The organism is Alteromonas sp. Cnat3-28 (assembly GCF_022348265.1).
Lineage (GTDB): Bacteria > Pseudomonadota > Gammaproteobacteria > Enterobacterales > Alteromonadaceae > Alteromonas > Alteromonas macleodii.
Genome location: NZ_JAKREY010000001.1, coordinates 355050 through 378741, shown reverse-complemented (window position 1 = coordinate 378741; position 23692 = coordinate 355050). Strand labels below are relative to the sequence as shown.

Sequence of the window (23692 nt, the reverse complement as noted above, 5' to 3'; positions counted from 1 at the left end):
GGGTCAATAGGCTTTTAGGCTGCCAACGTCTGGTGCGCGAAGCAAGGCCTGACACTTCCTACATTTGTATTGTGCCCCTTTTAAAATATTATTGTGTCTGCGTGTACTTAGTGCATAAGTGTCACAGTCACACACATAATGAAAAGTGCGGGCTACCCGTTTCACGTCAAATTGATGGGTAGCATTAGGCGTGCAGTTAAATACGCTGCGCATTATCGACTGCCATTCTATGCCGTGGGGCTGAACTCTGCCAAACAGAACCCAAACCAACAAATGGCTGACTTCGTGTGGTACCACGTCACTTAAAAAGGCATCAATATTATCTTTAAACAGAAGTGGGTGAAAATTCACGCGGTTTTGCTGTAAAAACGCAGTGCCCGCATTTTTCCCCGACCGTCTAAAAGTGATGGTAGGGCGCTTGAACGTTTGCTTGAAGTATTGCTCTGCTTGCTCATAGCAATAAAAAACAGCGTCGGTAATAACGCGACGCTGTTCTTGAGTTAAGTCATTTGAAGCGATGTTGCTGCCTCTGTCTTTTTACTGTTTCTACTTATTTGCTGCGCGTATTATTTAACGTCACAAGGTAAACATAGCACGTAGGTACCCTTAGGGTCGTTTAGTTGGTTTACTAAACTGAACTCTTTAAGTACGCGCTTAAATTCATTTACCAGTGCAGAGTCGGCATGGGCAAATTGCCATTTGCCCACAAACGTCATTGCCTGGCCAAAGAATTCCTTCCAGAAAATTTCCTGGGCACTCAGCGTACGTTGTACGTAGAACGTATCATAATTTTCTAGCTCGGCGAGCTCGGCCGCAGCAACTACAGCATCGTCAACCGTACCAAGCTGGTCTACCAAGCCAAGTTCAATGGCATCCTCGCCAATCCACACGCGTCCTTGGGCAACACTATCCACTTCTTCTACCGACATACCACGAGCATTTGAAACCAACGACAAGAAGTTTCCGTAAGTGTTTTCAACGTTGCGCTGAAGAATTTGACCGAATTCTGGTGCTAGTGGACGCACAGTAGAGAAGCCTGCAAGCTCTGTAGAGCCCACACCGTCACTGTGAATACCTAAATAATCTAGTGAATTCTCGTAGGTCATAAACATACCAAACACGCCAATCGAGCCTGTAATTGTGCTAGGGCTTGCAATTATTCTATCGGTACTTGCTGCAATCCAATAACCGCCTGAAGCTGCATAGGTGCTCATAGAAGCAATAACGGGCTTACCTGCTTGTTGAAGCTGCAACACTTCCTGACGGATAATTTCAGAGGCGAATGCGCTGCCTCCAGGAGAATCAATCTGAAGAACCACTGCTTTTACGTTGTCATCAAGACGAGCCTTACGCAGAAGACGCGCAGTGCTGTCGCCACCTATAGTACCGGCTTTTTGATTACCGTCTAAGATGGTGCCCTTGGCAACTACAATCGCCACTTTATCCATATCTGACTCGATAACCGGCATAGGCGGGTTAACAACTTTAAGATAGGTATTGAACGAAGTGAGGTTAACGCCGTGATTGTTTTCATCTTCACCGACTAACTCAGTGAGCTCCAATCTTACTTCTTCGCGGGTCTTCAATGCGTCTACCCAATTATTCTCAAGCGCATACTGTGCGAAATCGCCGCCTGCCGCTTCAAACTTTGCTAATAAACCTTCAAGGGTCTCGTCAAAGTTTGCTTCATCGATACCGCGAGCTGCTGCTACGTCCGCTTTGTATTGCGCCCAGTAACCATCTAACCACTGTTTCTCCGCTTCTTTTGCTTCTTCAGACATATCATTTCGCATGATAGGCTCAACAGCAGATTTATAAGTACCAACCCGGAAGATATGCGTGGTTACTTTTAACTTTTCTAGCATGTCTTTAAAGTACATGCCATAACGGCCGTAGCCTTCGAACATTAACCCGCCCATTGGGTTCAGATAGATGCTATCAGCGTGTGCTGCCAAGTAATATTGGTCTTGGGAAAAGTAATCGCCAATGGCATAAACGGGCTTTTCAGATTCTTTAAACGCGTCAATAGCATTAGCTACGGTGCGCAACTTGTCTAAACCACCGCCGGTAAGACCTTGAAGGTCAAGAACCAAAGCTTTAATACGGCGATCCTTTTGCGCATTTTCAAGCACTTTCACTACATCGCGTACCAGTACTTCTGGGTTTTCAGGTTCACTGCCTAGCGATTCTTGTAAGAACTGTTCGAAAGGATCAATGCTTTCTTTTTCTATAACTAGCTTGCCGTTAAGCGTAAGAAACAAAGCACTGTCTTTGTTTACGGTAAACTGTTCATCGTCCTGACCAGTTATTGCGATTATCAATCCAACAAAAATAACAATGAATATCAAATTAAAGAAAAGTTTGCGGGTGAAGTTAAGCACCGTCCACAAGCCAATAAACAAGGATTTAGTCCAATTTCCTTTGGCTGCCATTTTAATCACTACCTTTTTTTGAATTAACTAACCAGAGCAAGATAGATCAGGCATACCTTACTCACGTACTGCATTCTATTATGTTACCTAAATCGAGTAAGATCGCGAACTTAATTGTAATTTTTTGTGAGTGTCTTTGTTTTCGACGACTTACGATGACTTTTATTCTGCGTTCTTTTTTTCGTATTGTTCCAGCCACTTTCGAATGAGGGAGGCAATACGTTTGTGACTATCCTCGCTCATCGTCATAAGGAATTTTCCATTCTTTGCTTTATAGCCGGTTTTTCCATGGCCCTTTTTCATTAGCCGTAAAAACGGTGAGGGCTTATTTTCGCGCGATGAAATTTTTTTCATAAAGTGCCGTTCTTATTTCTTAATCACACAAAGTAGGCTAAACAATGACACACATTTACCAACAAATCGTAGCCCGACTGCAAGTGGCAGATGGCATTCCTTTACTTTTCTTGCGCTTGTATTTAGCACCAGTGATGATACAGGCTGGCTGGAATAAAGCATCCAGTTTCGACAGTATTGTAGATTGGTTTGGTAACGATGATTATGGGCTTGGTTTACCAATGCCTTTTGTAATGGCGTTCTTAGCTACAGCCGCAGAACTCGTGGGCGGTGTTCTATTGTTATTGGGTGCATTGACCCGCTTGGTGAGTATTCCATTAATGGTAACCATGATAGTCGCTATGGTGAGTGTTCACGCTAAGAATGGATGGCTCGCTATTGCTGATGCGTCTTCATGGTTGGCCGACGGTACAATCTTACTGAATGAAAACATTATGGCGGCGCCAGAAAAGCTTGCGGCAGCTAAATCATTGTTACAAGAGTATGGCCATTATGACTGGCTTACATCCAGCGGTAACTTTGTGGTACTTAACAACGGCATCGAATTCGCTGCGACCTATTTTATTATGCTTTTAGTTTTGTTTATCTATGGTGGTGGACGCTTCTTTAGTGTCGATTTCTATGTGAATAAAGCCATGCGTTCTAAAAGTAATTAGGGACGCTCCATTTCCTGTACGAAAGGCCGGAATTTTCTGGTCTTTTTCGTTTATGAACCGTAGGATCTAGCAATCAGGTTAGGTAAATTATTGTTGTTGGCACGCTTGTCTCGATTATGAAAATCGAAGCGTGATAACAGCAACGCGAAAAAATAAAGTAGGGACGTAAATGGACGCATTAACATTGTTACTCAACAGAAGTTCTCAGCCTCGATTGGAAGCGCCAGCACCTAGTGGAGATGCCTTAGAGAATATTATGCAGGCTGCACTACGTGCCCCAGACCATGCTTGTCTTACTCCGTGGCGTTTTATCGTGTGCACAGGAAAAGGGCTTGATAAGCTAGGTGCACTCTATGAGCAATCCGCTATTGAAAATGAAAAGTCGCAGAAAGAAATTGAACGTGCCGTGCAGCTTCCTCACCGCGCTCCTATGGTTATCGTAGCCATCGCAAAGCATGTGGAACATGAAAAGGTACCGCGTGTTGAGCAGATAGCGTCGGCAAGCTGTGGCGTTATGGCGATGCAAATGGCAGCAGTAGCACAAGGGTTTAACGGCATGTGGCGCACCGGTGGCTACGCACACTGTGAGACGGTAAGAAACGGATTAGGCTTAAGTGAAGAAGACGAGCTGGTAGGTTTCTTATATTTAGGAACACCAGCGTTTGAGCCTGCACCTAAACCGCAAAGAAATAGTAACGACTACTTTGAATTCTGGCAGTAGTTGATACCTATTCGAATAAACTGCCGCATTAGATAGCTAGCGGCGGGTAAGAAGGGTCTTATTTTTATAAGTAAGCTAAAATAAGACCCTAACATTTAACTTAGAAAGATAGGTCTACGTTATAACCAGCGAACTTCCTGATATTAATAACGCGATCGCCATCTAGCATCCAGTATTGCCCTTTGATACCTTGCAACACACCAGTAAATGACGGTGTCTTATCTAAGTTTAAAGATTTTATCTTTACCGGATAATCTTCAACAGGGTAATGAATATCATGGATAGGCGTAGTCACTTCTGATACTGCTTGAAGCCCTTTTTCTTGCTTCAGCGCTTCTAGCTCACTTTCAATTTTACCCATTAATTCGGTTTTGACCTGTTCTAAATCAACCTCGTCAGGTTTGCCCTTTAACATTGTTCGCCAATTGGTTTTATCTGCAATGTGATCTTTGCATAACGTTTCAACCAAACCACTGGTAAGCCTGTCAGGAACTCGCAGCATTACGGTAGCCTGCGTGGCACCTTGATCCATCCAACGGGTAGACACGCCTTCGGTGACTTGACGAGTGATGCCCACTTTTACCGTACCTGTGTTAGCCAAATAAACAAAATGCTCACTAAAGCAATGTTCTTCACCCCACTGAGGTTCTCTGCACGTCCCTTCGTGGTAATGGCACTTTTCTGGCTTAATAATGCAGCTATCGCATTGTGCCAGCGATATCAAACACGGGTAGCAGTATCCTTGGTTGAAGCTTTTTTTGGTTTTGCGGTTGCAGTGAACACAGTTGATCTCACCAGAGTAGGTTACCGTTACTTCCTTGCCGATAAGAGAATTGATATCTACCAACTCATCACCAATTGGAAGCGAGTAGTGCACGGTATTGTTTTCATCGGCGGAGGTACGCATTTTTTTAAGCATACCCGAATATGTTGTTGTCACTTGTTGAAACCTTTTTCTTAAAACTTTTTTTGTAACGCTGTTAGTCGCTTAATTCGCCGCGCAAGTTTTGCGTTAATAGATGGCTTATTTCCTCAAAAGGAAGCCCTTTACTTAATAAGTAGTGCAGTTTCGCGAGGGCAGCCTCTGGCGTCATATCGCTACCCGATAAAACTCCTACTTCTTGTAGGCCATGGCCGGTGGCATAGCCACCCATGTTTACGCGACCGCGCATACACTGGGTACAATTCAAAACAGGAATTTCTCTGGCTTTTGCGTATTTTAACTGTGCAATAAGTTCAGGGTTCTGAGGTGCATTGCCCACACCATAACTCAGTAAAATCAGTGCATTCACCGGTTGCTGCAGCGTGTTTTTAATGACCTCCGGCGCAATACCTGGATACAAACTAACCATGCCGATCGGTTGGGCTTTGACGTTCGATACCGTTAAGGTGTTATTTGGTGTCTTCGCTAATTCACCGGCTTTCAGACGAATGTTAATGCCAGCTTCTAACAGTGGAGGAAAGTTAGGGGAGTCAAAGGCACTGAATCCATCTGCATCTACTTTGCGGCTGCGGTTGCCACGAAGTAGTCTGTTGTTGAAGAACAGTCCGACTTCGGCAATGGGGAAGTTCGCGGCAACGTATAACGCGTTTAGAAGGTTGACTTGACCATCTGAGCGAAGCTCTGCCAGTGGAATTTGAGAACCGGTAACAATGACAGGTTTTGACAAATCCTCAAGCATGAAACTCAACGCCGAGGCGGTGTATGCCATGGTGTCTGTACCGTGCAAAATAATGAAGCCATCGTACTTGTCGTAGTTGTCGGCGATATCATCGGCAATACGCTGCCAGTCAGACGGATCCATGTCTGATGAATCAATAAGGTTATCGTATTCATGCAGGGTAAAAAGGGGCATTTCAGAACGGTGAAACTCCGGCATCTTTTTCAGTGTGTCTGACAAGAAGCCTGCAGCGGGTACGTAGCCTTGCTTAGACGGCTTCATACCAATAGTTCCACCTGTATAGGCAATATATATATGTTTGCGCATGAAATGACCTTACCCTTAATTTGGGAATACTTTTCAAAAGGGGATAGCGTAATTTGACGGGCATTCTAACAATACCCACGGGTTTGTCACCCTGAAATACGAAGGCACAAAAAAGCGGTGAAGATCACCGCTTTTATTCTGTATCAACTTTTTAGCAACGTTAGGCTGAGCCCTATGCTGGAGTTCGGTACTACTTAACTTCTTTACCCGCTGCTTGTTGGTCTGCATGGTAGCTCGAGCGAACCATAGGACCACATGCCGCATGGGTAAAGCCAATTTCTTTTGCGTAGTCACCAAGGGCGTCGAATTCCTTAGGGTGTACGTAGCGCTTAACCGGGTAGTGGTGACGGCTTGGCTGAAGGTATTGACCCAGCGTAAGCATGTCCACATTGTGAGCGCGCAGATCATCAAGTACGCCTTGAATTTCTTCGTTCTCTTCGCCCATACCCATCATCAGACCAGATTTGGTCATCACGTCAGGGTGTTGCGCTTTAAACTTCTTAAGCAAATCCAACGACCATTGGTAATTCGCGCCAGGGCGACATTCACGGTATAAACGCGGGATCGTCTCTAAGTTGTGGTTGAACACATCAGGCACGCCGTTTTTGAAAATCTCAAGTGCACGATCCATACGTCCACGAAAATCGGGTACTAATACTTCGATTGTCGTTGTTGGACTGTGTTCGCGAATGGCGTTAATACAATCTACGAAATGCTGAGCGCCACCGTCGCGAAGGTCATCGCGGTCAACAGAAGTAATAACCACATAGCGCAAATTCATTTCTGCAATGGTTTTAGCCAGCTTCTCTGGCTCTTCTGCGCTCGGAGGCAGTGGCTTACCGTGGGCTACGTCACAGAAAGGACAACGACGGGTACAAATATCACCAAGAATCATGAAGGTGGCTGTACCGTGGTTGAAACACTCGGCAAGGTTAGGACAACTGGCTTCTTCACACACGGAGTGAAGGTTGTTTTTGCGAAGTGTCTGTTTGATGTGATCAATTTTCTCGGTAGTACGAGGAAGCTTGATTTTAATCCACTCCGGCTTGCGCAGCATTTCTTCCTTTTCAGTAGGAATAATAGTGACGGGAATGTGTTTTACTTTTTCATCATCACGGAGTTTTATCCCCGCTTGAGGTCGTGCATTACTCATCAAAACCTTCTTTGTATGTTGGCTGTGCAATGGAAAGCGCTTCTAGCAACAAATGCGTTAATTCATTACCAGCGGTCTCAAGCGTAGTTGGACCATTGAGGCGCGCGGTATCGATCATTTCCATACCGGCATAACCGCAAGGATTAATACGCTGAAACGGTGATAAGTCCATATTAACATTTAAAGCTAAGCCATGAAACGAGCAGCCATTACGTATTCTTAAACCTAATGAACAAACTTTCTTCTCATCGACGTATACGCCAGGCGCATCGGGCTTTGGATACGCGGTTACGCCGTATTTTCCAAGTAGTCCGACCACCGCTTCTTCCATAGCAGTGACTAAATGGCGAACACCTAGCTTTCTGCGCTTTATGTTTAGCATCAGATAAATTACTTGTTGGCCTGGACCGTGATAGGTCACCTGGCCGCCTCGGTCAACCTGAACAACAGGAATATCACCAGGCATAAGTATGTGTTCAGCTTTGCCTGCTTGTCCTTGCGTAAAGACTGCATCGTGTTCAACAAGCCAAATTTCATCTTGGGTGTTTTGGTCTCGCTCATCGGTGAAGCGTTTCATTGCTTCGAAGATAGGCTCATACGGCTGACGCCCTAACTGGCGCACTATAACGCCGTTTGCGTCAGACGCTATCGACTGCTCATTCACTTAAAGTACAACCCTAACCAGCTCTAATTTGGCAAGTTCAGTGTAAATGGTTTCCATGTGCTCTTTACTGGTTACACGCACACTGATAGACACCGAGTGGTAAGTACCTTTACTACTTGGTTTTACGTTAGGCGAGTAATCACCTGGCGCGTGTTGCTGAAGGCAGCTCACTACCTGTTGAGGTAGGTCTTCATGAGCAACGCCCATGACTTTAAACGTTTGGTTTGTTGGAAAATCTAGTAATTCGTCGAAACGGGTATCCATGCGATATCCTTGGTACTTAAAATATCATATAAAAAAACGGCCAGATTGTAACAAATCTGGCCGCTTCACAACTAGCTTTTTAACGTATTCAGTAAAGGTGTTTACTCGTCGTCAAATCCTAGCTGAAGCATAATGTAGTCTTTCATGCGATTAAAGAAGCTGCCTTCTTTTACTTCTTGAAGGGTAACTAGGGGATAACTAGCCACATCTTCACCGTCTAGTTGTAGATAAAGTTTTCCAACAACCTGACCTTTTGCAAGTGGTGCTTCAAGCTTGTCATCAAGTTCGAAGTTAGCTTCTAAATTAGCCGCCTGACCGCGTGGAATAGTAATGGGGGTAGATTGATTAATTCCAAGGTCTACTGTCTCTCTATCACCCATATAGATGCGGTGAGCAACGAAACTATGACCAGCTTGGTATGGCGTAAGTGTCTCGTAAAAACGGAAGCCATACTTAAGTAGCTTTTTGTTTTCAACTTTACGTGCACGTTCGCTATCAGTCCCCATAACTACAGAGATTAGACGCATACCGCCTTGCTCTGCAGAAGTGATTAGGCTGTAGCCCGCATCAGACGTGTGGCCAGTTTTAATGCCATCAACGTTTAAGCTTTTGTCCCACAACAGGCTATTGCGGTTGTATTGCTTAATGCCGTTGTAGGTGAATTCCTTCTCGCTATAAATCTTGTACATTTCTGGCGTTTCTGCGATAAGCGCGCGAGACAGAATCGCCATGTCACGAGGGGTAGTGTAGTGGTCAGGGTCGTGAAGACCGTGAGCATTAACCCAGTGAGAACCACTCATGCCAAGTGATGCCGTGTGTGCATTCATCATGCTGGCAAAAGCAGATTCTGAACCTGCTACGTGTTCTGCCATAGCAACACAGGCGTCGTTACCTGACTGCACAACAATGCCACGTAGTAAGTCACGTACTGAAACTTGTGTACCTACTTCAATAAACATTTTTGACGAGTCAGGGAATTTCTTCGCCCATGCGTTTTCCGAGATAGTCACTTCGTCGTCTAAGCTGATGTTACCGGCCTGTAATTCTTTGCCAATAACATAAATAGTCATTATTTTCGTTAAGCTCGCAGGAGCAAGCTGCATGTCCGCATTTTTAGATGCAATCACATGACCCGTTTCAAAGTCGGTTAGAAGAAAACCTTCTGCGGCAACTGAAGGAGCAGGCGGAGTGACTACGGCAGCATTTGCTGTGTGTAGTAAAGTGCCTATCACCAAAAAGGCAAATGAAAGTAATGACGGTTTAGCGCGTTGAATTATTCTGAGCATGGTTCTAATTTCTTTGACCGTTTTATCCGTGTGAGTTAAAGCTTACCCTATTGTTGCGATGACCGCGAAACGATGACCGCAAAACATGGCTACCCAATTTTAGCTTTTGTCCAGTTCGTAACCGAATTCTGTTGTTTCACCTACTTATTATCTGAGGTGACGAGAGATCTTAACGAAAGGCTGCTTATAAGACTAGGTTTTATCAAAAAAGTTTACGCGATTGTAGGTATTAGGCGAAGAAACCGTGATATTGCCTGCTGAATGACACAATGCTGCCACAATGTCGTTGTTTTTATGAGCGTGCGACAACCCAACCAACTACATGGTCTGCGTAATCGCGTAAGCGTTGGGATAGCCATTTTGCTTTAATTGTTCAAGAACCTCCGCGACGACTGCTTCATCGTGGATAGGGCCTAACTGTAGTTTATAAATGTTATCTGCTACTGGCAGGTGAGCGGGAATTTGATATAACGCCGATAGCACGTTAGAGATAGATTTTGCTTTCTCGGCGTTTGAAAGCGCAGCAACTTGAATATAAATCGCATCACTTACCGCGTTGCTACTTTTCTCACTGCTGCTTGTGTTGGTATCCGCGGTGTTCGAAGAGGGGGCTAATGGCGGGGTGGGTGAAGTTGCTGCCAAGGCCGGTGCGGGTACTACCGCAATACCCAAGTATTCATCGTAAGTAACGGTTGGACTGTTTCCCACCGTCACATTGTTTTGTTCGTCAAAGTGGATAACTTCAAGTTTGACTCGCGCTGTGCCTTTGCTGTGGTAGCCTAGTTTTACTGCGGCTGCATACGACAAATCGATAATTCTATCATCGTGAAAAGGGCCGCGGTCGTTAACGCGGACGATCGCTTGTTTGTTATTTTCCAAGTTAGTAACACGCACGTAAGAGGGCAGTGGCAATGTTTTGTGAGCCGCGCTCATGGCAAACATATTGTAAGTTTCGCCATTTGAGGTTAAGTGACCGTGAAACTTCTGACCATACCAACTGGCATAGCCGACCTCTTCATAGCCTTTGCCACTATCCATTGGCGTGTAGTGCTTGCCCAGTACCTTGTAAGGCCTGCTGTTAAACATGCGGTAGGCTTCGTATTTTGGTACAGCATCAAGTGTTTCTGGTTTCTTGGCTACGTGCTTAGGCGCTGAGTCTTGCTTTTGGGTATAGCGACCAGATTGTGTAGGTGCACTTTGGCATCCCACTAATGCCAAAACTATAAAAACAGCTGAGCCATAGCGAAAGAACTGCCCGTTTGCCAGATTCTGGTTAACAAGACCCGCATTAACTAAACCCGCTTTTACAAAATCAAGTACCGAAAAAAGGCGCTGCAACATACAAGTTATCTAGACATTAAACGTTTCTGAGTGGCAATGGCCATAAGAATGCCAAAACCTGCCATTAAAGTCACCATAGATGTTCCTCCAAAGCTCACCAGAGGAAGGGGAACACCCACCACGGGAAGTAATCCGGACACCATGCCCATGTTTACAAATACATAAACAAAAAAGGTAAGGGTAATACTGCCACCAAGCAATTTTGCATAGGCGTCTTGTGCCCGGCTAGAAATTATAAGGCCGCGCATAATTATAAAAATGTATATTGCCATTAAACACATTACACCGGTAAGACCAAACTCTTCGCTGAATACTGAAAAGATAAAATCGGTGTGACGTTCGGGTAAAAACTCGAGTTGTGATTGCGTGCCTTGCAGCCAGCCTTTGCCGTCTACACCACCAGAACCAATGGCAATTTTAGATTGGATTATGTGGTAGCCAGAACCTAGTGGATCGCTTTCCGGGTTCAAAAAAGTAAGAACCCGCTGCTTTTGATAATCCTTCATTAAAAAGAACCACATCACAGGCGCAAACGCGCCAATGAGGCCGCCCACTACTGAAATAAGCCGCCAGCTCATACCTGCCAGGAATATGGCAAAGATACCTGAACTGGCGATGAGTAACGAGGTCCCTAAATCAGGCTGCTTTGCAATGAGAATGGTGGGCACGACCACCAAACCAAATCCAACGATAATGTGGGTCGTGCGTGGCGGCATAGTGAATTTACTGATATACCATGCAACCATCATAGGCACGGCAAGCTTCATCAGTTCAGAGGGCTGAAAACGGATAAAGCCCAGATCTAGCCAGCGCTGTGCGCCTTTGCCCATATCACCAAATAATAATACGGCAATTAGCATGAGCAGACCTGCACCATAGGCATAGGTAGAGAAAAACCTAAACACGCCCAAAGGGGCTTGGGCTAATCCGAACATAACGATAAAGCTAAACCCCAGCCTGATAAACTGGCGCTCCATTTGCTCCATATCCTGACCTGACGCCGAGTACAGAGTAAATAGCCCAACACAACTTAGCACGAGTAGCCCGACTAACAGCCAGCCATCGATATGAATGCGCTGAAGAAAACTTATTTTATTAGGGTTTATGGTGGTTCTCTTCACTAGTTCGTCCCTAATTCATTATCACTGTTTGCCGAGTCAGCTTCGGCAGTTTCAAAAACACGGTCTCTGAAATAGAAATCCATGATTTGACGGGCGACGGGGGCTGCGTTCTTACTACCACCGCCTACGTTTTCAAGGACCACGGTTACCGATATCTCTGGATCATTGAACGGTGCAAAGCCAACATACATGGCATTGTCTCGAAGACGCTCATCAATTTTAGTAGCGTCATATTTTTCATTCTGACCAACGGTAAATAACTGTGCTGTTCCTGTCTTACCCGCAGAGTCGTAAGGGGTATCTGCAAATGCATGACGCGCGCCGCCTTCTTCGCCACTCACAACATCGCGCATGGCGTTTAACACCACATCTAAATTGTTACGGTTCTTAATTTCTATAGGCCGCAGCGACTTAAGCGGGATAAGGTCGACAGAACTATCGGTGTTCATATAACCGCGAATGATTTGTGGAATATAGCGTTCCCCAGCATTGATCAGCGTGTTGACCGATGTATTTAACTGTACCGGCGTGGTGGTCCAATAGCTCTGTCCTATACCAACGGGGATGGTGTCACCAATATACCAAGGTTGATTAAAGCGAGCGCGTTTCCAGCCTCGGCTAGGCATGTTGGCATCTGACTCTTCGTAAAGATCGATACCCGTGAAATCTCCGAATCCGAATTCGTACATAGATTCACTGATTTTATCGATACCCAATTTATACGCTAGCTCGTAATAATAAGTATCGCACGACACTTCTATTGCTTTTGATACGTTAACTTTTCCATGTCCCCATCGACGCCAATCGCGCCACACGTGCGACACATTTGGCAATTGATAGCGACCTGTATCGTTAATGGTGTAGTCTTTGGTGATAATGCCTTCTTCTAGTCCAACAAAACCAAGGTGCGGTTTAATGGTAGAAGCGGGAGGGTATTGTCCTTGTGTCGCCCTGTTAATTAGCGGGCGGTCTGGCGAATTCAGTAGCGCAGAGTAATTCTTGCTGCTGATACCGTGCACGAATAAATTGGGGTCGTAACTAGGGTTAGAGTAAAGTGCCAGTACGCCACCTGTTTTAACATCGGTGACCACAACAGCGCCGCGCATGCCTTCTATTATTCGCTGAGCCTCTAACTGAAGCTCTAAATCTAAGTTAAGTACGATGTCTTTGCCTGGTGTTGGTGGCTCAACACTAAGTACACGAATAATTCGGCCTTGGTTGTTTACTTCGACCTGCTGATAACCCACTTTTCCATGAAGCAGCTCTTCGTGGTATTTTTCTATGCCTAGCTTACCGATATCGTGGGTTGCGGCATAATTATCTTCTTGGCCTGCTTCAACGAGTTTTTGTAAGTCTCGCTTGTTAATGCGTGCAACATAACCCAGTGCATGGGTAAGCGTTTCTTTATAAGGGTAATGACGAGCTAAACGCGCTTCAATTTGAACACCTGGAAACTTGTGTTTGCTGGCAGAGAACAGAGCAACTTCTTCTTCACTTAGCTGAGTGCGAAGCGCAACGGGTTTAAATCTCCGCGTTCCTTTTAGCGTAGATTGAAAGCGATCAATTTCATCGCTGGTGATGCTCATTAATTCGGTCAGATCTGCAAGGGTTTGTTCAATATCATCCACTTGCTCTGGAATAACTTCCAAACTGAAAACCGGACGGTTCTCGGCTAAAAGCACGCCGTTACGGTCATAAATGAGACCGCGGTTAGGCGCTACGGGCAGCACTTTAATTCGGTTACCGTTAGACCGGGTTTGATAATCTTCAAACTGGGTGACCTGCAAAGAATAGAGGTTGTTAAGTACAATGCCCAACATGGCCACAACAATAATAAAAGCAATGGTCGCTCGGCGCGCGAACAAGTTCGCTTCAGCGGAGTGGTCCCGTATTGCTTGACGTTTTCGTTGCATTGACTTCCTTTGCATTAATAAAGCGACCAATTACTCACGGTGATAAGGGTGATTTTGCGTCACCGACCACGCGCGGTATAAGCTTTCTGTAAGAATGATCCTAACAAGTGGATGGGGTAGGGTTAGGGCTGATAAGGACCACTTTTGTTCCGACGCAGCAATACATTCTGGTGCTAGCCCTTCTGGACCACCAATAAGCAGACTTACGTCGCGGCCGTCCATTTTCCAATTGTCGAGTTGTTTAGCAAGCGTGGGAGTGTCCCAGGGTTTACCCGTTACTTCTAACGTAACAATGCGATTTCCTTTGGGAATAGCGGCTAGCATTTGCTCGCCTTCTTTTTCCAAAATGCGCTTAATATCCGCGTTTTTGCCTCGCTTTCCGGCGGGTATTTCAGTAAAGGACACTGGCATGTCGCTAGGGAAACGACGAATAAACTCATCCACGCCTGTACTTACCCAGCTTGGCATTTTTGTTCCGACCGCGACGATTTGTATACGCACTTCTTTTACCCTTACCGCAGGAATTAGTATTTCACTTATACAATAAAGGCCATACGCATTTGAGTATGGCCTTTATTGACCGTGTTACTGCATGTTTATAGCAGGCGTTTACGCCACTACGACCACAGTTTCTCTAGCTGGTAGAAATCACGGGTTTCATCTTGCATAACGTGCAAAATAACATCACCAAAATCAACCAGAACCCATTCGCCGGTTTCCTTACCTTCCACGCTTCCAGGTGTGTGGCCCGCTTTCTTCGCTTCTACCATGACATTTTCTGCAATAGATGAAACGTGGCGCTTTGAGTTACCTGAACAAATGATCATGGTATCTGTAATACTTGATTTGCCGCGAACGTCTAGTTCAATAACATCACGGCCTTTCATATCGTCAATTTTGTCTTTAACAAACTGTTTGAGCTGTTGACTCTCCAAGAGTTTTCCTCACTTACTTAACTTTTATATAACTGATGTTCGTTTATGTAATCTAAAACGCTTTCTTCTAACCACAAGTTAGATAGGTCAGCATTTGAACTGTTTGGCGTACCCGATTTCTCGGACGTGGCAGCACTTGCTAGTACGTCACGAATTTCAGTAGATGAAACACTAAAAAGCGGTGTGTTGGTTAACACTACATGGCCTGCAGGCTTTGCGTGAATAACATTTTTATCGTTAGCCACATGACAATCTAACCAAGCTTGTATTGCGGGAGGAGGCGAAAATTTATCATCGTCTCTGCGCATAACCACTAAGTGACAATAATCGAGCAGGTGTTCCCACTCGTACCATTTGTTCAGATTATACAGTGAATCTGCGCCAATGAAAAAACAGATTGTGTCATCGCTTTTCTCTTTAAGTGCACGCAGTGTTTTAACTGTATAAGAGGGTGACGGAAGCGCCAGTTCAATTAACTCTGGAATAAGTCTGTCATTGTTTTGGGCGCAAAGTTCAATCATTTTTACCCGATGGCTTTCTGACACACCTACTGACTTATGCGGAGCTAATTTACAAGGCATGAGATGAACGTGGTTTACCCCAATTTCATCTGCCGCTTTTAGTGCCGCACCAATATGGCCTTTATGCGGCGGATTAAAAGTACCACCAAGAATGGCTTTCACCGTTGGGTTTGCTCGAGAAGCGCCGGAAAGACTCACTTAGAATTGCCCATTATGCCTGTAACAAAGGAATTTCGCGAAGGTCCATACCCATGAACATCATGCACAGGTGACACATTTCAACGTAAGGGCGGGCAATGACATTTTGTTTGAATGCATGATCTGACTGAGTCAACGCTTTTTGGATGTCTTCTAGCTGCGCGACGCTCAGACGATTCAATGCACTTTGATAAAAGCCTTGTCTATTACGCCAAATACCGAATTTTTGCCACTGAATGGGGGCACCGCTTTGCTGAGCTAGTTTTAGTTTCCATAACTGCTCCCACTCTCGAATCAGCGCCCAAATAATGATGTTAGGCTCCAGACCCTCGCTCTCTAATCGGTATAGCATTTTTATGCAGCGGGTACTGTCGCCGCTAAGCATAACGTCAACTAGTTGAAACACGTTAAAACGCGACTGGTCAACCATCGCCTTTTCAATTTGTTCGTCTGAAATAGACTGGTGTGGATAGAGTAGGGCGAGCTTATCAATTTCTTGCTTAGCAGCAAGCATGTTGCCTTCGCAGAAATCAGCAATCATCTTAGCACCCGACGCTGATACGGAGAGTTGGTGGGCATTTAACTGCTGGTTTAGCCATGCATTGAGCTGCTTGCCTTCCAACGGGTAACACAATACCGACGCGCCCAAATCATCAAGCACTTTAAACCATTTGCCGCGCTGCACGTCTTTGCCAATTTTGGGGCCGTGAACCAGCAACAAAATATCGGGGTTTAATGATGCCGCGACTTCTTGCAGCATTTTACTGCCTTCAGTGCCCGGTTTTCCCGTAGGTAGCTCTAGTTCAATAAACTGTTGGCTTGAGAAAAGCGACATGCTTTGCGTGGCTTCAATCAACTGATTCCAGTTAAAGCCCGTTTCAGCAACAAGTACTGTACGCTCTTCAAAGCCATTGGCTTTTGCTTTAGCGCGTATTTGCTCAATGACATCAAACTTCTGCTGGGGTTCATCTCCAAACACCAGATAGCACGGGCGAAGTGCCTTGGTGATATCTTGGCTAAATTGGTTTGGATAAATCTGCATGAAAAATTCTGATGTTTACTGACTAACGGAAGTTGATGCATTTGGTGCAGCGGCTGCCTGACTGGAAAGGCGTCTGATCATGATATCAGCGGCTTCATCGCGCATTTCACTTAGCATCAATTCAAGTTCGCGAGACTTTGCTAACACTTGGTCAGGGTCGTCTTGATAGTCACGTACTACTTCAAATTGCACCATTACCGCTTCCTTACCGGGAAACTGCACGCGGTAACGCACAACATATATCAGTTCATATTCAGCAACTTGACCCGAAGGGTAAACCGACAGCAGCTGACGTTCTAATTTTTCTGGAAGCAAATAGATGTTTATGTTTTGGTTAGAGCGCGATGTTTTATCTACGCTAACACTGGATAAACCGTAAACGTTTAAGCGTTTATCAAGCGCACGCGCCAACGGCGCGTGTGCTCGTGCACTTTCAATAGCAACGGTGTTTATGTCGTCGGGTAGGCTAGGGCTACTTCGTAAATGAAAGCCACAGCCAGTAACCAATACGGTTCCCAACACAGCGACTGCGAATTGTAAGTGCTTTTTCATCAGTACCTGACCTAGTTAGCTACAATGTTTACAAGCTTGCCAGGCACAACAATCACTTTACGAATGGTTTTACCTTCGATGAATTGCTGAACGTTAGGCTGTTCTTTCGCAGATGCTTCAATGCTCTCTTTGCTAGCATCAGCAGCAATTGTCATCTTAGCGCGCACCTTACCGTTAACCTGAACAATGATAAGCTTCTCGTCTTCAACCAATGCGGCTTTATCAGCCTGTGGCCATGACGCTAAATCGATATCTTCACTGTGACCCAACACTTTCCAAAGCTCGTGAGCGATGTGCGGCGTAATAGGGTTTAGAAGCAACAAGATAGATTCACAGGCTTCGCGCATAATTGCGATGTCCTGCGCGTTTTCTTGTGGTGCTTTTTGAAGGTGGTTTAACAATTCCATCACCGCTGCAACCGCAGTGTTAAAGGTTTGACGACGGCCTAGGTCATCAGACACCTTTTCAATGGTCTTATGTACTTCACGGCGAAGAGCCTGTTGGTCTTTCGACAGTGCCTTAACATCAATCGCTTCTGGCGCGCCTTTTTCAACGTGTTCGGTCACTAATTTCCAGATACGACGTAAGAAGCGGTTTGCTCCTTCAACACCAGAATCTACCCATTCAAGGGTTTGCTCCGGTGGCGCAGCAAACATGGTAAACAAACGCACTGTATCGGCACCGTATTGGTCAATAACTTCTTGCGGGTCGATACCGTTATTCTTCGACTTAGACATTTTTGTCATACCGCCGTGAATAACTTCTTCACCGTCAGCGGTTAGCCATGCTTTAACAATACGGCCTTTATCGTCTTTTTCAGTGCTTACTTCGGTAGGCGAGAACCAGGTTTTCTTACCCGACGCGTCTTCACGATAGTAAGAGTCGGCTAATACCATACCTTGACACAGCAAACGCTTAAACGGCTCATCAGAGTTTACCAAGCCTTCATCGCGTAATAATTTGTGGAAGAAACGCGAGTAAAGTAAGTGCAAGATAGCGTGCTCAATACCACCAATGTACTGATCTACTGGTAACCAATAGTTAGCTGATGTTGGATCAAGCATGGCGTCGTTGTTAGTAGCACAGGCATAGCGCGCGTAGTACCACGATGACTCCATAAAGGTGTCGAAGGTATCCGTTTCACGTAACGCGGCTTCGCCATTGTATGTGGTTTTTGCCCACTCAGGGTCAGCTTTAATTGGCGAGGTTACGCCATTCATTTCTACGTCTTCAGGCAAAACAACCGGTAGTTGGTCAGCAGGAACCGGAACAGATTCACCGTTTTCCAAATTTAGCATTGGAATAGGTGCGCCCCAGTAGCGCTGACGGCTTACGCCCCAGTCACGAAGACGGTAATTTACTTTGCGCTTTCCACAGCCTTTGCTTTCAAGTTCATCAGCAATACCATTAAATGCGGCATCGAACTCAAGACCGTCGAACTTAGCTGAATTGATCAAGCTACCTTTTTCAGTAAATGCAGAGGCGGTAAGGTCGCACTTATCTTCATCACCTGCGTTTGGCGCAATGACTTGTTGAATAGGTAGGTTGTATTTAGTCGCAAATTCCCAATCGCGCTGGTCGTGGCCAGGAACAGCCATTACCGCGCCTGAACCGTAGTCCATCAACACGAAGTTAGCGACCCAAATTGGAAGCCTTTCACCGGTTAGTGGGTGAACAACCTCAAAACCCGTGGCGAAACCTTTCTTCTCCATGGTTGCTAATTCAGCTTCAGCAACTTTGGTGTTTTTACATTCGTCGATAAAGGCCGCTAAATCTGGGTTCGATTTTGCTGCGAATTCGGCAAGAGGGTGCTGCGCAGCCACTGCGACGTAAGTAACGCCGTAGAAGGTATCTGGACGCGTGGTATATACCGTCAAATCGGCAATGTCGTTAACCGCTGACGCTAAATCGAAGGTAATTTCAACACCTTCAGAGCGGCCAATCCAGTTTGCCTGCATTGCGCGTACTTGGTCTGGCCATTCTTCAAGCTGTTCTAAGTCTTGTAAAAGTTCTTCGGCGTAGTCAGTAATTTTAATAAACCACTGAGGGATCTCTTTTTGCTCAACCAGCGCACCAGAGCGCCATCCGCGACCGTCGATTACCTGCTCGTTAGCCAAAACAGTTTGGTCTACAGGGTCCCAGTTGACAGTAGAGTTTTTCTTGTAAACAAGACCTTTTTCGTAAAGGCGTGTGAAGAACCACTGTTCCCAGCGATAGTAATCTGATTTACATGTGGTTACTTCGCGATCCCAGTCGTAACCGAAACCCAACGAGCGAAGTTGGTTTTTCATGTAATCAATATTTGAGTATGTCCATTTCGCAGGTGCAGTGTTGTTGTTAATTGCTGCGTTTTCAGCCGGAAGACCAAAAGCATCCCAACCCATAGGCTGCAATACATTTTTACCCTGCATGCGCTGGAAACGGCTGATCACGTCACCAATGGTGTAGTTGCGCACGTGGCCCATGTGAAGTCGGCCACTAGGGTATGGGAACATAGACAGGCAGTAGAACTTTTCTTTTTCTACGTCGTCATTTGCTTTAAACGATTGGTTTTCTTCCCAGTATTGCTGAACGCGTTGTTCAATGTCTTTCGGATTGTACTGATTATCGGCCATGAAACTTAGGCTTCCGCATTAAAAGTTAAAACGTTTATGGGGCGGCATAAGGCGAGTTTGTAGCAACGCCAACTAACCGCGCGTGGGATTCACCCACTTAACATACATATAGCCCAATAGAATAACCCAGCGCTAAGCCATGCCTCAATAGCTTAACACCGAACTTGGCAATATTTATTGTTGCTTGCTTGAAAAGTGAGCATTAATGACACAGTTTACGTCGATTGAACACCGGAACTCGCCCCATTTGCTCATCTTACTTTCTCTTGGCGCCATCTTATCTTGTCGATAAACAGGCCCCGGTGTCACATCTAATTATTGTCACTAAACGCGGTTAGCGCATTTAGTTGTTGCGCCTGCACTTTGTCTACTACTCGAACTAAATTGGCGGCGTCTTCGTTAGATGCTTTTTGGCCATTAAAATGAATATTGCCTGAGGCGTGGTAGGTAAGGGTGACTTTAGTTTTCGGTATGCGACCTTCTTGTGTGTTTGCATCCGATGAAGTGCTCGATGCTATTGTGCTGAATTCCCATGTCAGTGCACCTGACATACCCATCGCTTGAAGCGGGCCTAAGCCACCTGTCATCACCACTTTTTTGTTCGGTTCAACATAGCTTACCTGCATGTGTGCTGCACTCACCGTGTCTGTCGTTTCACAGAAACAGCCACCAGCCTGCTCATCTATGCGCAAAGCACCTTTCCACCATGTGTGTTCTTTCGGCCACCACATATCCACATGTTGAATAAAATGAGAGTACACGACTTCAACTGGCGCATAGCTTTCACTCTCATTGGTAATAGAAAACCCTGAGTTATCTGCATAGTTTACGTTAGCGATACTCATTGAAGAAAATGCCGTACCCAGAAAGGTAGCAAGGAAAGAGGAGGTGAGCAGAAGGGGTGAGCGAGAATTCAATTTTTTTGTCATTGTTATTACCCTGTTTTTGTTCATTGGTTATTGCGCGCGAAACCTGGTCTCGTCGCCAAAACGAATTTCGGTTTTGTGTTTTCTAAGGTAATTGAAAGCAGCTTGCGTTGCTACCTACTTTAAAGCCTTGCTGTTACAGGACTCTTCAGAGCTTTGTCTTGACCACATTGTCCTTACGGCTCTGACCTTGGCGCGCTTTTCTTAACGCTGTGATTTTAATGCTCCGATCCAAATTATGTGGCAGAAATAAATGCAGCAGTTAAATTGAAGTAAGTTCTTTCGTATTTAACTCCTTTTCGGCTTAATTAAACGCTACACCTTGTGCCTCAAGGTATCAGTTCTAATGAAGGCCGCAAAAAGCTCGTAGTGCTTGTCAATTCCTCTCTAAAATCATGAAGGTGGTTGTTTGTTGTGCAATTAGCGATGCAAAGCTGCCTTATTCAGGATAAGCGTTTGACACTAATGTTAATTAGGGTTTCACTTAAGTAAAGAAACAAAGATAGAACAGACATGTCTGTAGACAGTAAATTATATGCGTTAGATGTAGACGCGCTTTCACCTACCATAAATCGCCGAGCGATAAACAGTGCCTTAAAAGATGATGAAGCGCTAAATGCGACCTTCATTGGGCAAGAGCGTGCGCGTGAAGCACTTACGTTTGGGTTAGGTATTAACACCAAAGGCTATAATCTTTATGTGATGGGTGAGCCCGCTACGGGGCGCTTCACTCTAGTGAAGGATTACATTGAACGCCAAGTTGCCCAGCTACCGGCGCCTGATGATTGTTGTTATATCAACAATTTTGACGAAGAGCGCGAACCTGTTGCGCTAAAATTTCCTCCCGGTGGTGGAAAAGCATTCCACAAGGACATGGCTGCGCTTATTGACGATGTCTTAGACTCACTGCCCATTGCCTTTGATAACCCGGGATATCAGCGCCGTTGCGCGTCAATTTCCAGAGAGTTCGAGCAAAAGTACGATGCGGCTATCGATGCGGTAGAGCGTTACGCACAAGCGAATGATGTTGCGCTGTACGAAGAGGGTGGCTCTATTACGTTTTCACCTATCGTTAACGGCAAGCCAATAAGTGACACAGAGTTTGCGTCATTAACTGACGCACAACGGGAAGGGTTTTATACTCTTATTGACGAACTAGAAAATAGGTTAAGCGAAGGCCTGTTAAGCCTGCCTACGTGGAAACGCGAAAACTCTGAGCGTCTGCGTGAGCTTGACAAAAAGACCGCAGAGCAGGGGATTAAGCCGCTGCTAAAAGTGCTTGAGCACAAATACGCGTCTGAGCTAGGGGTAATGAAGTACCTCAAGCAGCTTAAAACTGCATTGGTCAACGCTATCTTAGTCATTCATAGTGAAGAGCAGAAAGAAGAGAAGAGTGATGACTTCGACAAGAAGATATTTTTAGAAGAGCAATTTCTTCCTAACGTTTTGGTGTCGAATAAACTCGATGACGCAGCCCCTGTTATTTATGAGCCGAACCCTACTTATCAAAATTTGTTTGGCAAAATAGAGTACACCAACATTCACGGCAGCGTGTTTACCAACTATCGCATGATTCAGCCCGGTGCGCTCCATCGTGCAAATGGCGGTTATTTGTTGTTGGATGTCGACCAACTTATTGAACAACCTTTCGTGTGGGATACCCTTAAGCTTGCCATCAAGTCGCAGCGCTTGCGCATGGACTTACCCCAGCAAGATGTGGGTATGGTGAACAACATTACGCTCAATCCACAGCCCATCGACTTAAATGTGAAAATCGTTCTGTTAGGCTCGCGTGATTTATACTACACGCTGCAAGATTACGATGACGAGTTTGATGAACTGTTTAGAGTGTTGGTGGATTTTGATTTGGAAATTCCCGTCACCAGACAGGCGCTTTTTGATTTCGTGGGCAAAGTACGTGCGCACCTTATCCAGTTAGGACTTAAAGGCATTACCGCTAACGCGATGTGCAGGCTAGTTGAGTACTCGTTAAGAATGGCTGAACACAAGGAAAAGCTATCTGCGCACTTTGCTGAAGTTATCGAGCTAGTTAACGAAGCCTATTATTTCTGTCAGAAATCTAATGCTGACACGCTAGAATTTGATCATTTAAAAACAGCATTAAGTGCCAAGAAGCGTCGCACCGGCCGCGTCAGTCAAACACTATTAAACGATATTAAAGAAGGGCACGTACTTATTGCCACTGAAGGAAAAGCGGTAGGCAAAGTAAATGGATTAACAGTATTGGATATTGGTGACACCGCATTTGGTACGCCTGCACGCATTACGTCTACTGTGTTTGCTGGGGCAAGCGGTGTTGTTGATATTGAGCGTGAGGTAGAGCTTGGACAGCCTATTCACTCAAAGGGCGTTATGTTGCTAAACGGCTACTTGGGCAACAAGTATGCCCAGCATTTCCCGTTAACCCTATCGGCAAATATAGCGCTAGAGCAGTCATACGGACATATTGATGGCGATAGTGCATCCCTTGGTGAACTGGTTGCGCTTATCTCTGCGTTGACTGAAATCCCTTGCTTACAAACCTTGGCTATCACGGGTTCCATAAACCAGTATGGTGAAGTGCAAGCGGTTGGCGGTGTGAACGAAAAGATAGAAGGCTTTTTCGACTTGTGTCAACACCGCGGCCTTACCGGTACGCAGGGCGTGATTATTCCTAAATCAAATGCGATTAATTTGGTATTAGACGCCACCGTTATCGACGCAGTGAAAAAAGGGCTGTTCCATATTTACACTGTAGAGACTGTTGATGATGCGCTATCTATTTTGATGGAACAGGAAGCGGGTAAAATAAGCAGCAAGGGTCGTTACCCCAAAAATTCAATCAACTACCATGCCGTAAACCGTCTATACAATATTGCGCTTATTGTTAATGGTGGCGATGGCGAATAGATAAAAACGAAGCGCGTACTTGCAGTGTCGAGACGCGCTTCTTGATTTTTGCATTAATCTTGGTTGATGCGCTAATAAAGATGCGCTTTTTCAGTAGAAC

The 23692-nt window shown here is 45.3% G+C and carries 22 protein-coding genes; 3 read left to right on the top strand and 19 right to left on the bottom strand.

Annotated elements, in window-relative coordinates:
* Positions 1-3 precede the first annotated feature (3 nt).
* From MHM87_RS01695 to MHM87_RS01685, 3 genes are all read right to left on the bottom strand, one after another.
* Complete coding sequence (locus MHM87_RS01695; RefSeq protein WP_168533518.1) at positions 4-480, bottom strand: SprT family zinc-dependent metalloprotease; 477 nt, start codon at positions 478-480, stop codon at positions 4-6.
* A gap of 86 nt (positions 481-566) precedes the next feature.
* Positions 567-2432: a signal peptide peptidase SppA gene (sppA, locus tag MHM87_RS01690; protein WP_014949339.1), complete on the bottom strand. Its 1866-nt coding sequence runs from the start codon at positions 2430-2432 to the stop codon at positions 567-569.
* A gap of 162 nt (positions 2433-2594) precedes the next feature.
* Positions 2595-2786 carry a hypothetical protein gene (locus MHM87_RS01685; RefSeq protein WP_239257593.1) on the bottom strand — a complete coding sequence of 64 codons (192 nt, stop codon included), beginning with the start codon at positions 2784-2786 and terminating at the stop codon, positions 2595-2597.
* A 44-nt stretch (positions 2787-2830) separates the two neighbouring features.
* On the opposite strand from MHM87_RS01685, the gene MHM87_RS01680 reads away from it, so the two are divergent.
* Together MHM87_RS01680 and MHM87_RS01675 are read left to right on the top strand one after the other, a co-directional pair.
* On the top strand, positions 2831-3442 hold the full coding sequence (locus tag MHM87_RS01680) for a DoxX family protein (RefSeq protein WP_239257592.1): 612 nt from the start codon (positions 2831-2833) through the stop codon (positions 3440-3442).
* Positions 3443-3611: 169 nt separating this feature from the next.
* Entirely contained in the window at positions 3612-4163 is a 552-nt protein-coding gene (locus MHM87_RS01675) for an NAD(P)H nitroreductase (protein ID WP_014949342.1), read from the top strand.
* Between the two features lie 100 nt (positions 4164-4263).
* Here the strand turns inward: MHM87_RS01675 and MHM87_RS01670 are convergent, their stop codons facing one another.
* The 16 genes from MHM87_RS01670 to MHM87_RS01595 all read right to left on the bottom strand — a co-directional run bounded on the left by MHM87_RS01670 (position 4264) and on the right by MHM87_RS01595 (position 20685).
* Positions 4264-5103, bottom strand: coding sequence for a DUF2797 domain-containing protein (locus MHM87_RS01670; RefSeq protein WP_014976406.1), 840 nt, complete (start codon positions 5101-5103; stop codon positions 4264-4266).
* A 40-nt stretch (positions 5104-5143) separates the two neighbouring features.
* The gene (gene ansA, locus MHM87_RS01665; RefSeq protein ID WP_014976407.1) at positions 5144-6151 is read right to left on the bottom strand and encodes an asparaginase; all 1008 of its coding nucleotides are present in this window, start codon (positions 6149-6151) and stop codon (positions 5144-5146) included.
* Positions 6152-6341: 190 nt separating this feature from the next.
* Positions 6342-7304, bottom strand: coding sequence for a lipoyl synthase (gene lipA / locus MHM87_RS01660; RefSeq protein ID WP_014949345.1), 963 nt, complete (start codon positions 7302-7304; stop codon positions 6342-6344).
* Entirely contained in the window at positions 7297-7968 is a 672-nt protein-coding gene (lipB, locus tag MHM87_RS01655; RefSeq protein ID WP_014949346.1) for a lipoyl(octanoyl) transferase LipB, read from the bottom strand. Before lipB ends, lipA begins: the two co-directional genes overlap by 8 nt.
* On the bottom strand, positions 7969-8232 hold the full coding sequence (gene ybeD / locus MHM87_RS01650) for a DUF493 family protein YbeD (protein WP_014949347.1): 264 nt from the start codon (positions 8230-8232) through the stop codon (positions 7969-7971).
* A gap of 101 nt (positions 8233-8333) precedes the next feature.
* On the bottom strand, positions 8334-9518 hold the full coding sequence (locus MHM87_RS01645) for a D-alanyl-D-alanine carboxypeptidase family protein (protein ID WP_014949348.1): 1185 nt from the start codon (positions 9516-9518) through the stop codon (positions 8334-8336).
* Between the two features lie 318 nt (positions 9519-9836).
* Positions 9837-10859 (bottom strand): septal ring lytic transglycosylase RlpA family protein, encoded by a 1023-nt coding sequence (locus MHM87_RS01640; RefSeq protein ID WP_110288063.1) that lies wholly within the window; start codon positions 10857-10859, stop codon positions 9837-9839.
* A gap of 5 nt (positions 10860-10864) precedes the next feature.
* Positions 10865-11980, bottom strand: coding sequence for a rod shape-determining protein RodA (rodA, locus tag MHM87_RS01635; protein WP_039232696.1), 1116 nt, complete (start codon positions 11978-11980; stop codon positions 10865-10867).
* Positions 11980-13893, bottom strand: a complete 1914-nt coding sequence (mrdA, locus tag MHM87_RS01630) for a penicillin-binding protein 2 (RefSeq protein WP_239257591.1) — start codon at positions 13891-13893, stop codon at positions 11980-11982. Before mrdA ends, rodA begins: the two co-directional genes overlap by 1 nt.
* Before the next feature lie 30 nt (positions 13894-13923).
* Positions 13924-14394 carry a 23S rRNA (pseudouridine(1915)-N(3))-methyltransferase RlmH gene (gene rlmH / locus MHM87_RS01625; RefSeq protein WP_014949352.1) on the bottom strand — a complete coding sequence of 157 codons (471 nt, stop codon included), beginning with the start codon at positions 14392-14394 and terminating at the stop codon, positions 13924-13926.
* Positions 14395-14510: 116 nt separating this feature from the next.
* A complete protein-coding gene (rsfS, locus tag MHM87_RS01620; protein WP_239257590.1) occupies positions 14511-14828 on the bottom strand; it encodes a ribosome silencing factor in 318 nt (105 codons plus the stop codon).
* Positions 14829-14845: 17 nt separating this feature from the next.
* Positions 14846-15547 (bottom strand): nicotinate (nicotinamide) nucleotide adenylyltransferase, encoded by a 702-nt coding sequence (gene nadD / locus MHM87_RS01615; RefSeq protein ID WP_239257589.1) that lies wholly within the window; start codon positions 15545-15547, stop codon positions 14846-14848.
* A gap of 13 nt (positions 15548-15560) precedes the next feature.
* Positions 15561-16589 (bottom strand): DNA polymerase III subunit delta, encoded by a 1029-nt coding sequence (gene holA, locus MHM87_RS01610; protein ID WP_014949355.1) that lies wholly within the window; start codon positions 16587-16589, stop codon positions 15561-15563.
* A gap of 15 nt (positions 16590-16604) precedes the next feature.
* The gene (lptE, locus tag MHM87_RS01605) at positions 16605-17141 is read right to left on the bottom strand and encodes an LPS assembly lipoprotein LptE (RefSeq protein ID WP_239257588.1); all 537 of its coding nucleotides are present in this window, start codon (positions 17139-17141) and stop codon (positions 16605-16607) included.
* 11 nt (positions 17142-17152) lie between these two features.
* Positions 17153-19756, bottom strand: a complete 2604-nt coding sequence (gene leuS / locus MHM87_RS01600) for a leucine--tRNA ligase (protein WP_239257587.1) — start codon at positions 19754-19756, stop codon at positions 17153-17155.
* Between the two features lie 311 nt (positions 19757-20067).
* A complete protein-coding gene (locus MHM87_RS01595; protein ID WP_239257586.1) occupies positions 20068-20685 on the bottom strand; it encodes an SRPBCC domain-containing protein in 618 nt (205 codons plus the stop codon).
* A gap of 510 nt (positions 20686-21195) precedes the next feature.
* On the opposite strand from MHM87_RS01595, the gene MHM87_RS01590 reads away from it, so the two are divergent.
* Positions 21196-23592, top strand: coding sequence for an ATP-binding protein (locus tag MHM87_RS01590; RefSeq protein WP_239257585.1), 2397 nt, complete (start codon positions 21196-21198; stop codon positions 23590-23592).
* Positions 23593-23692 lie beyond the last annotated feature (100 nt).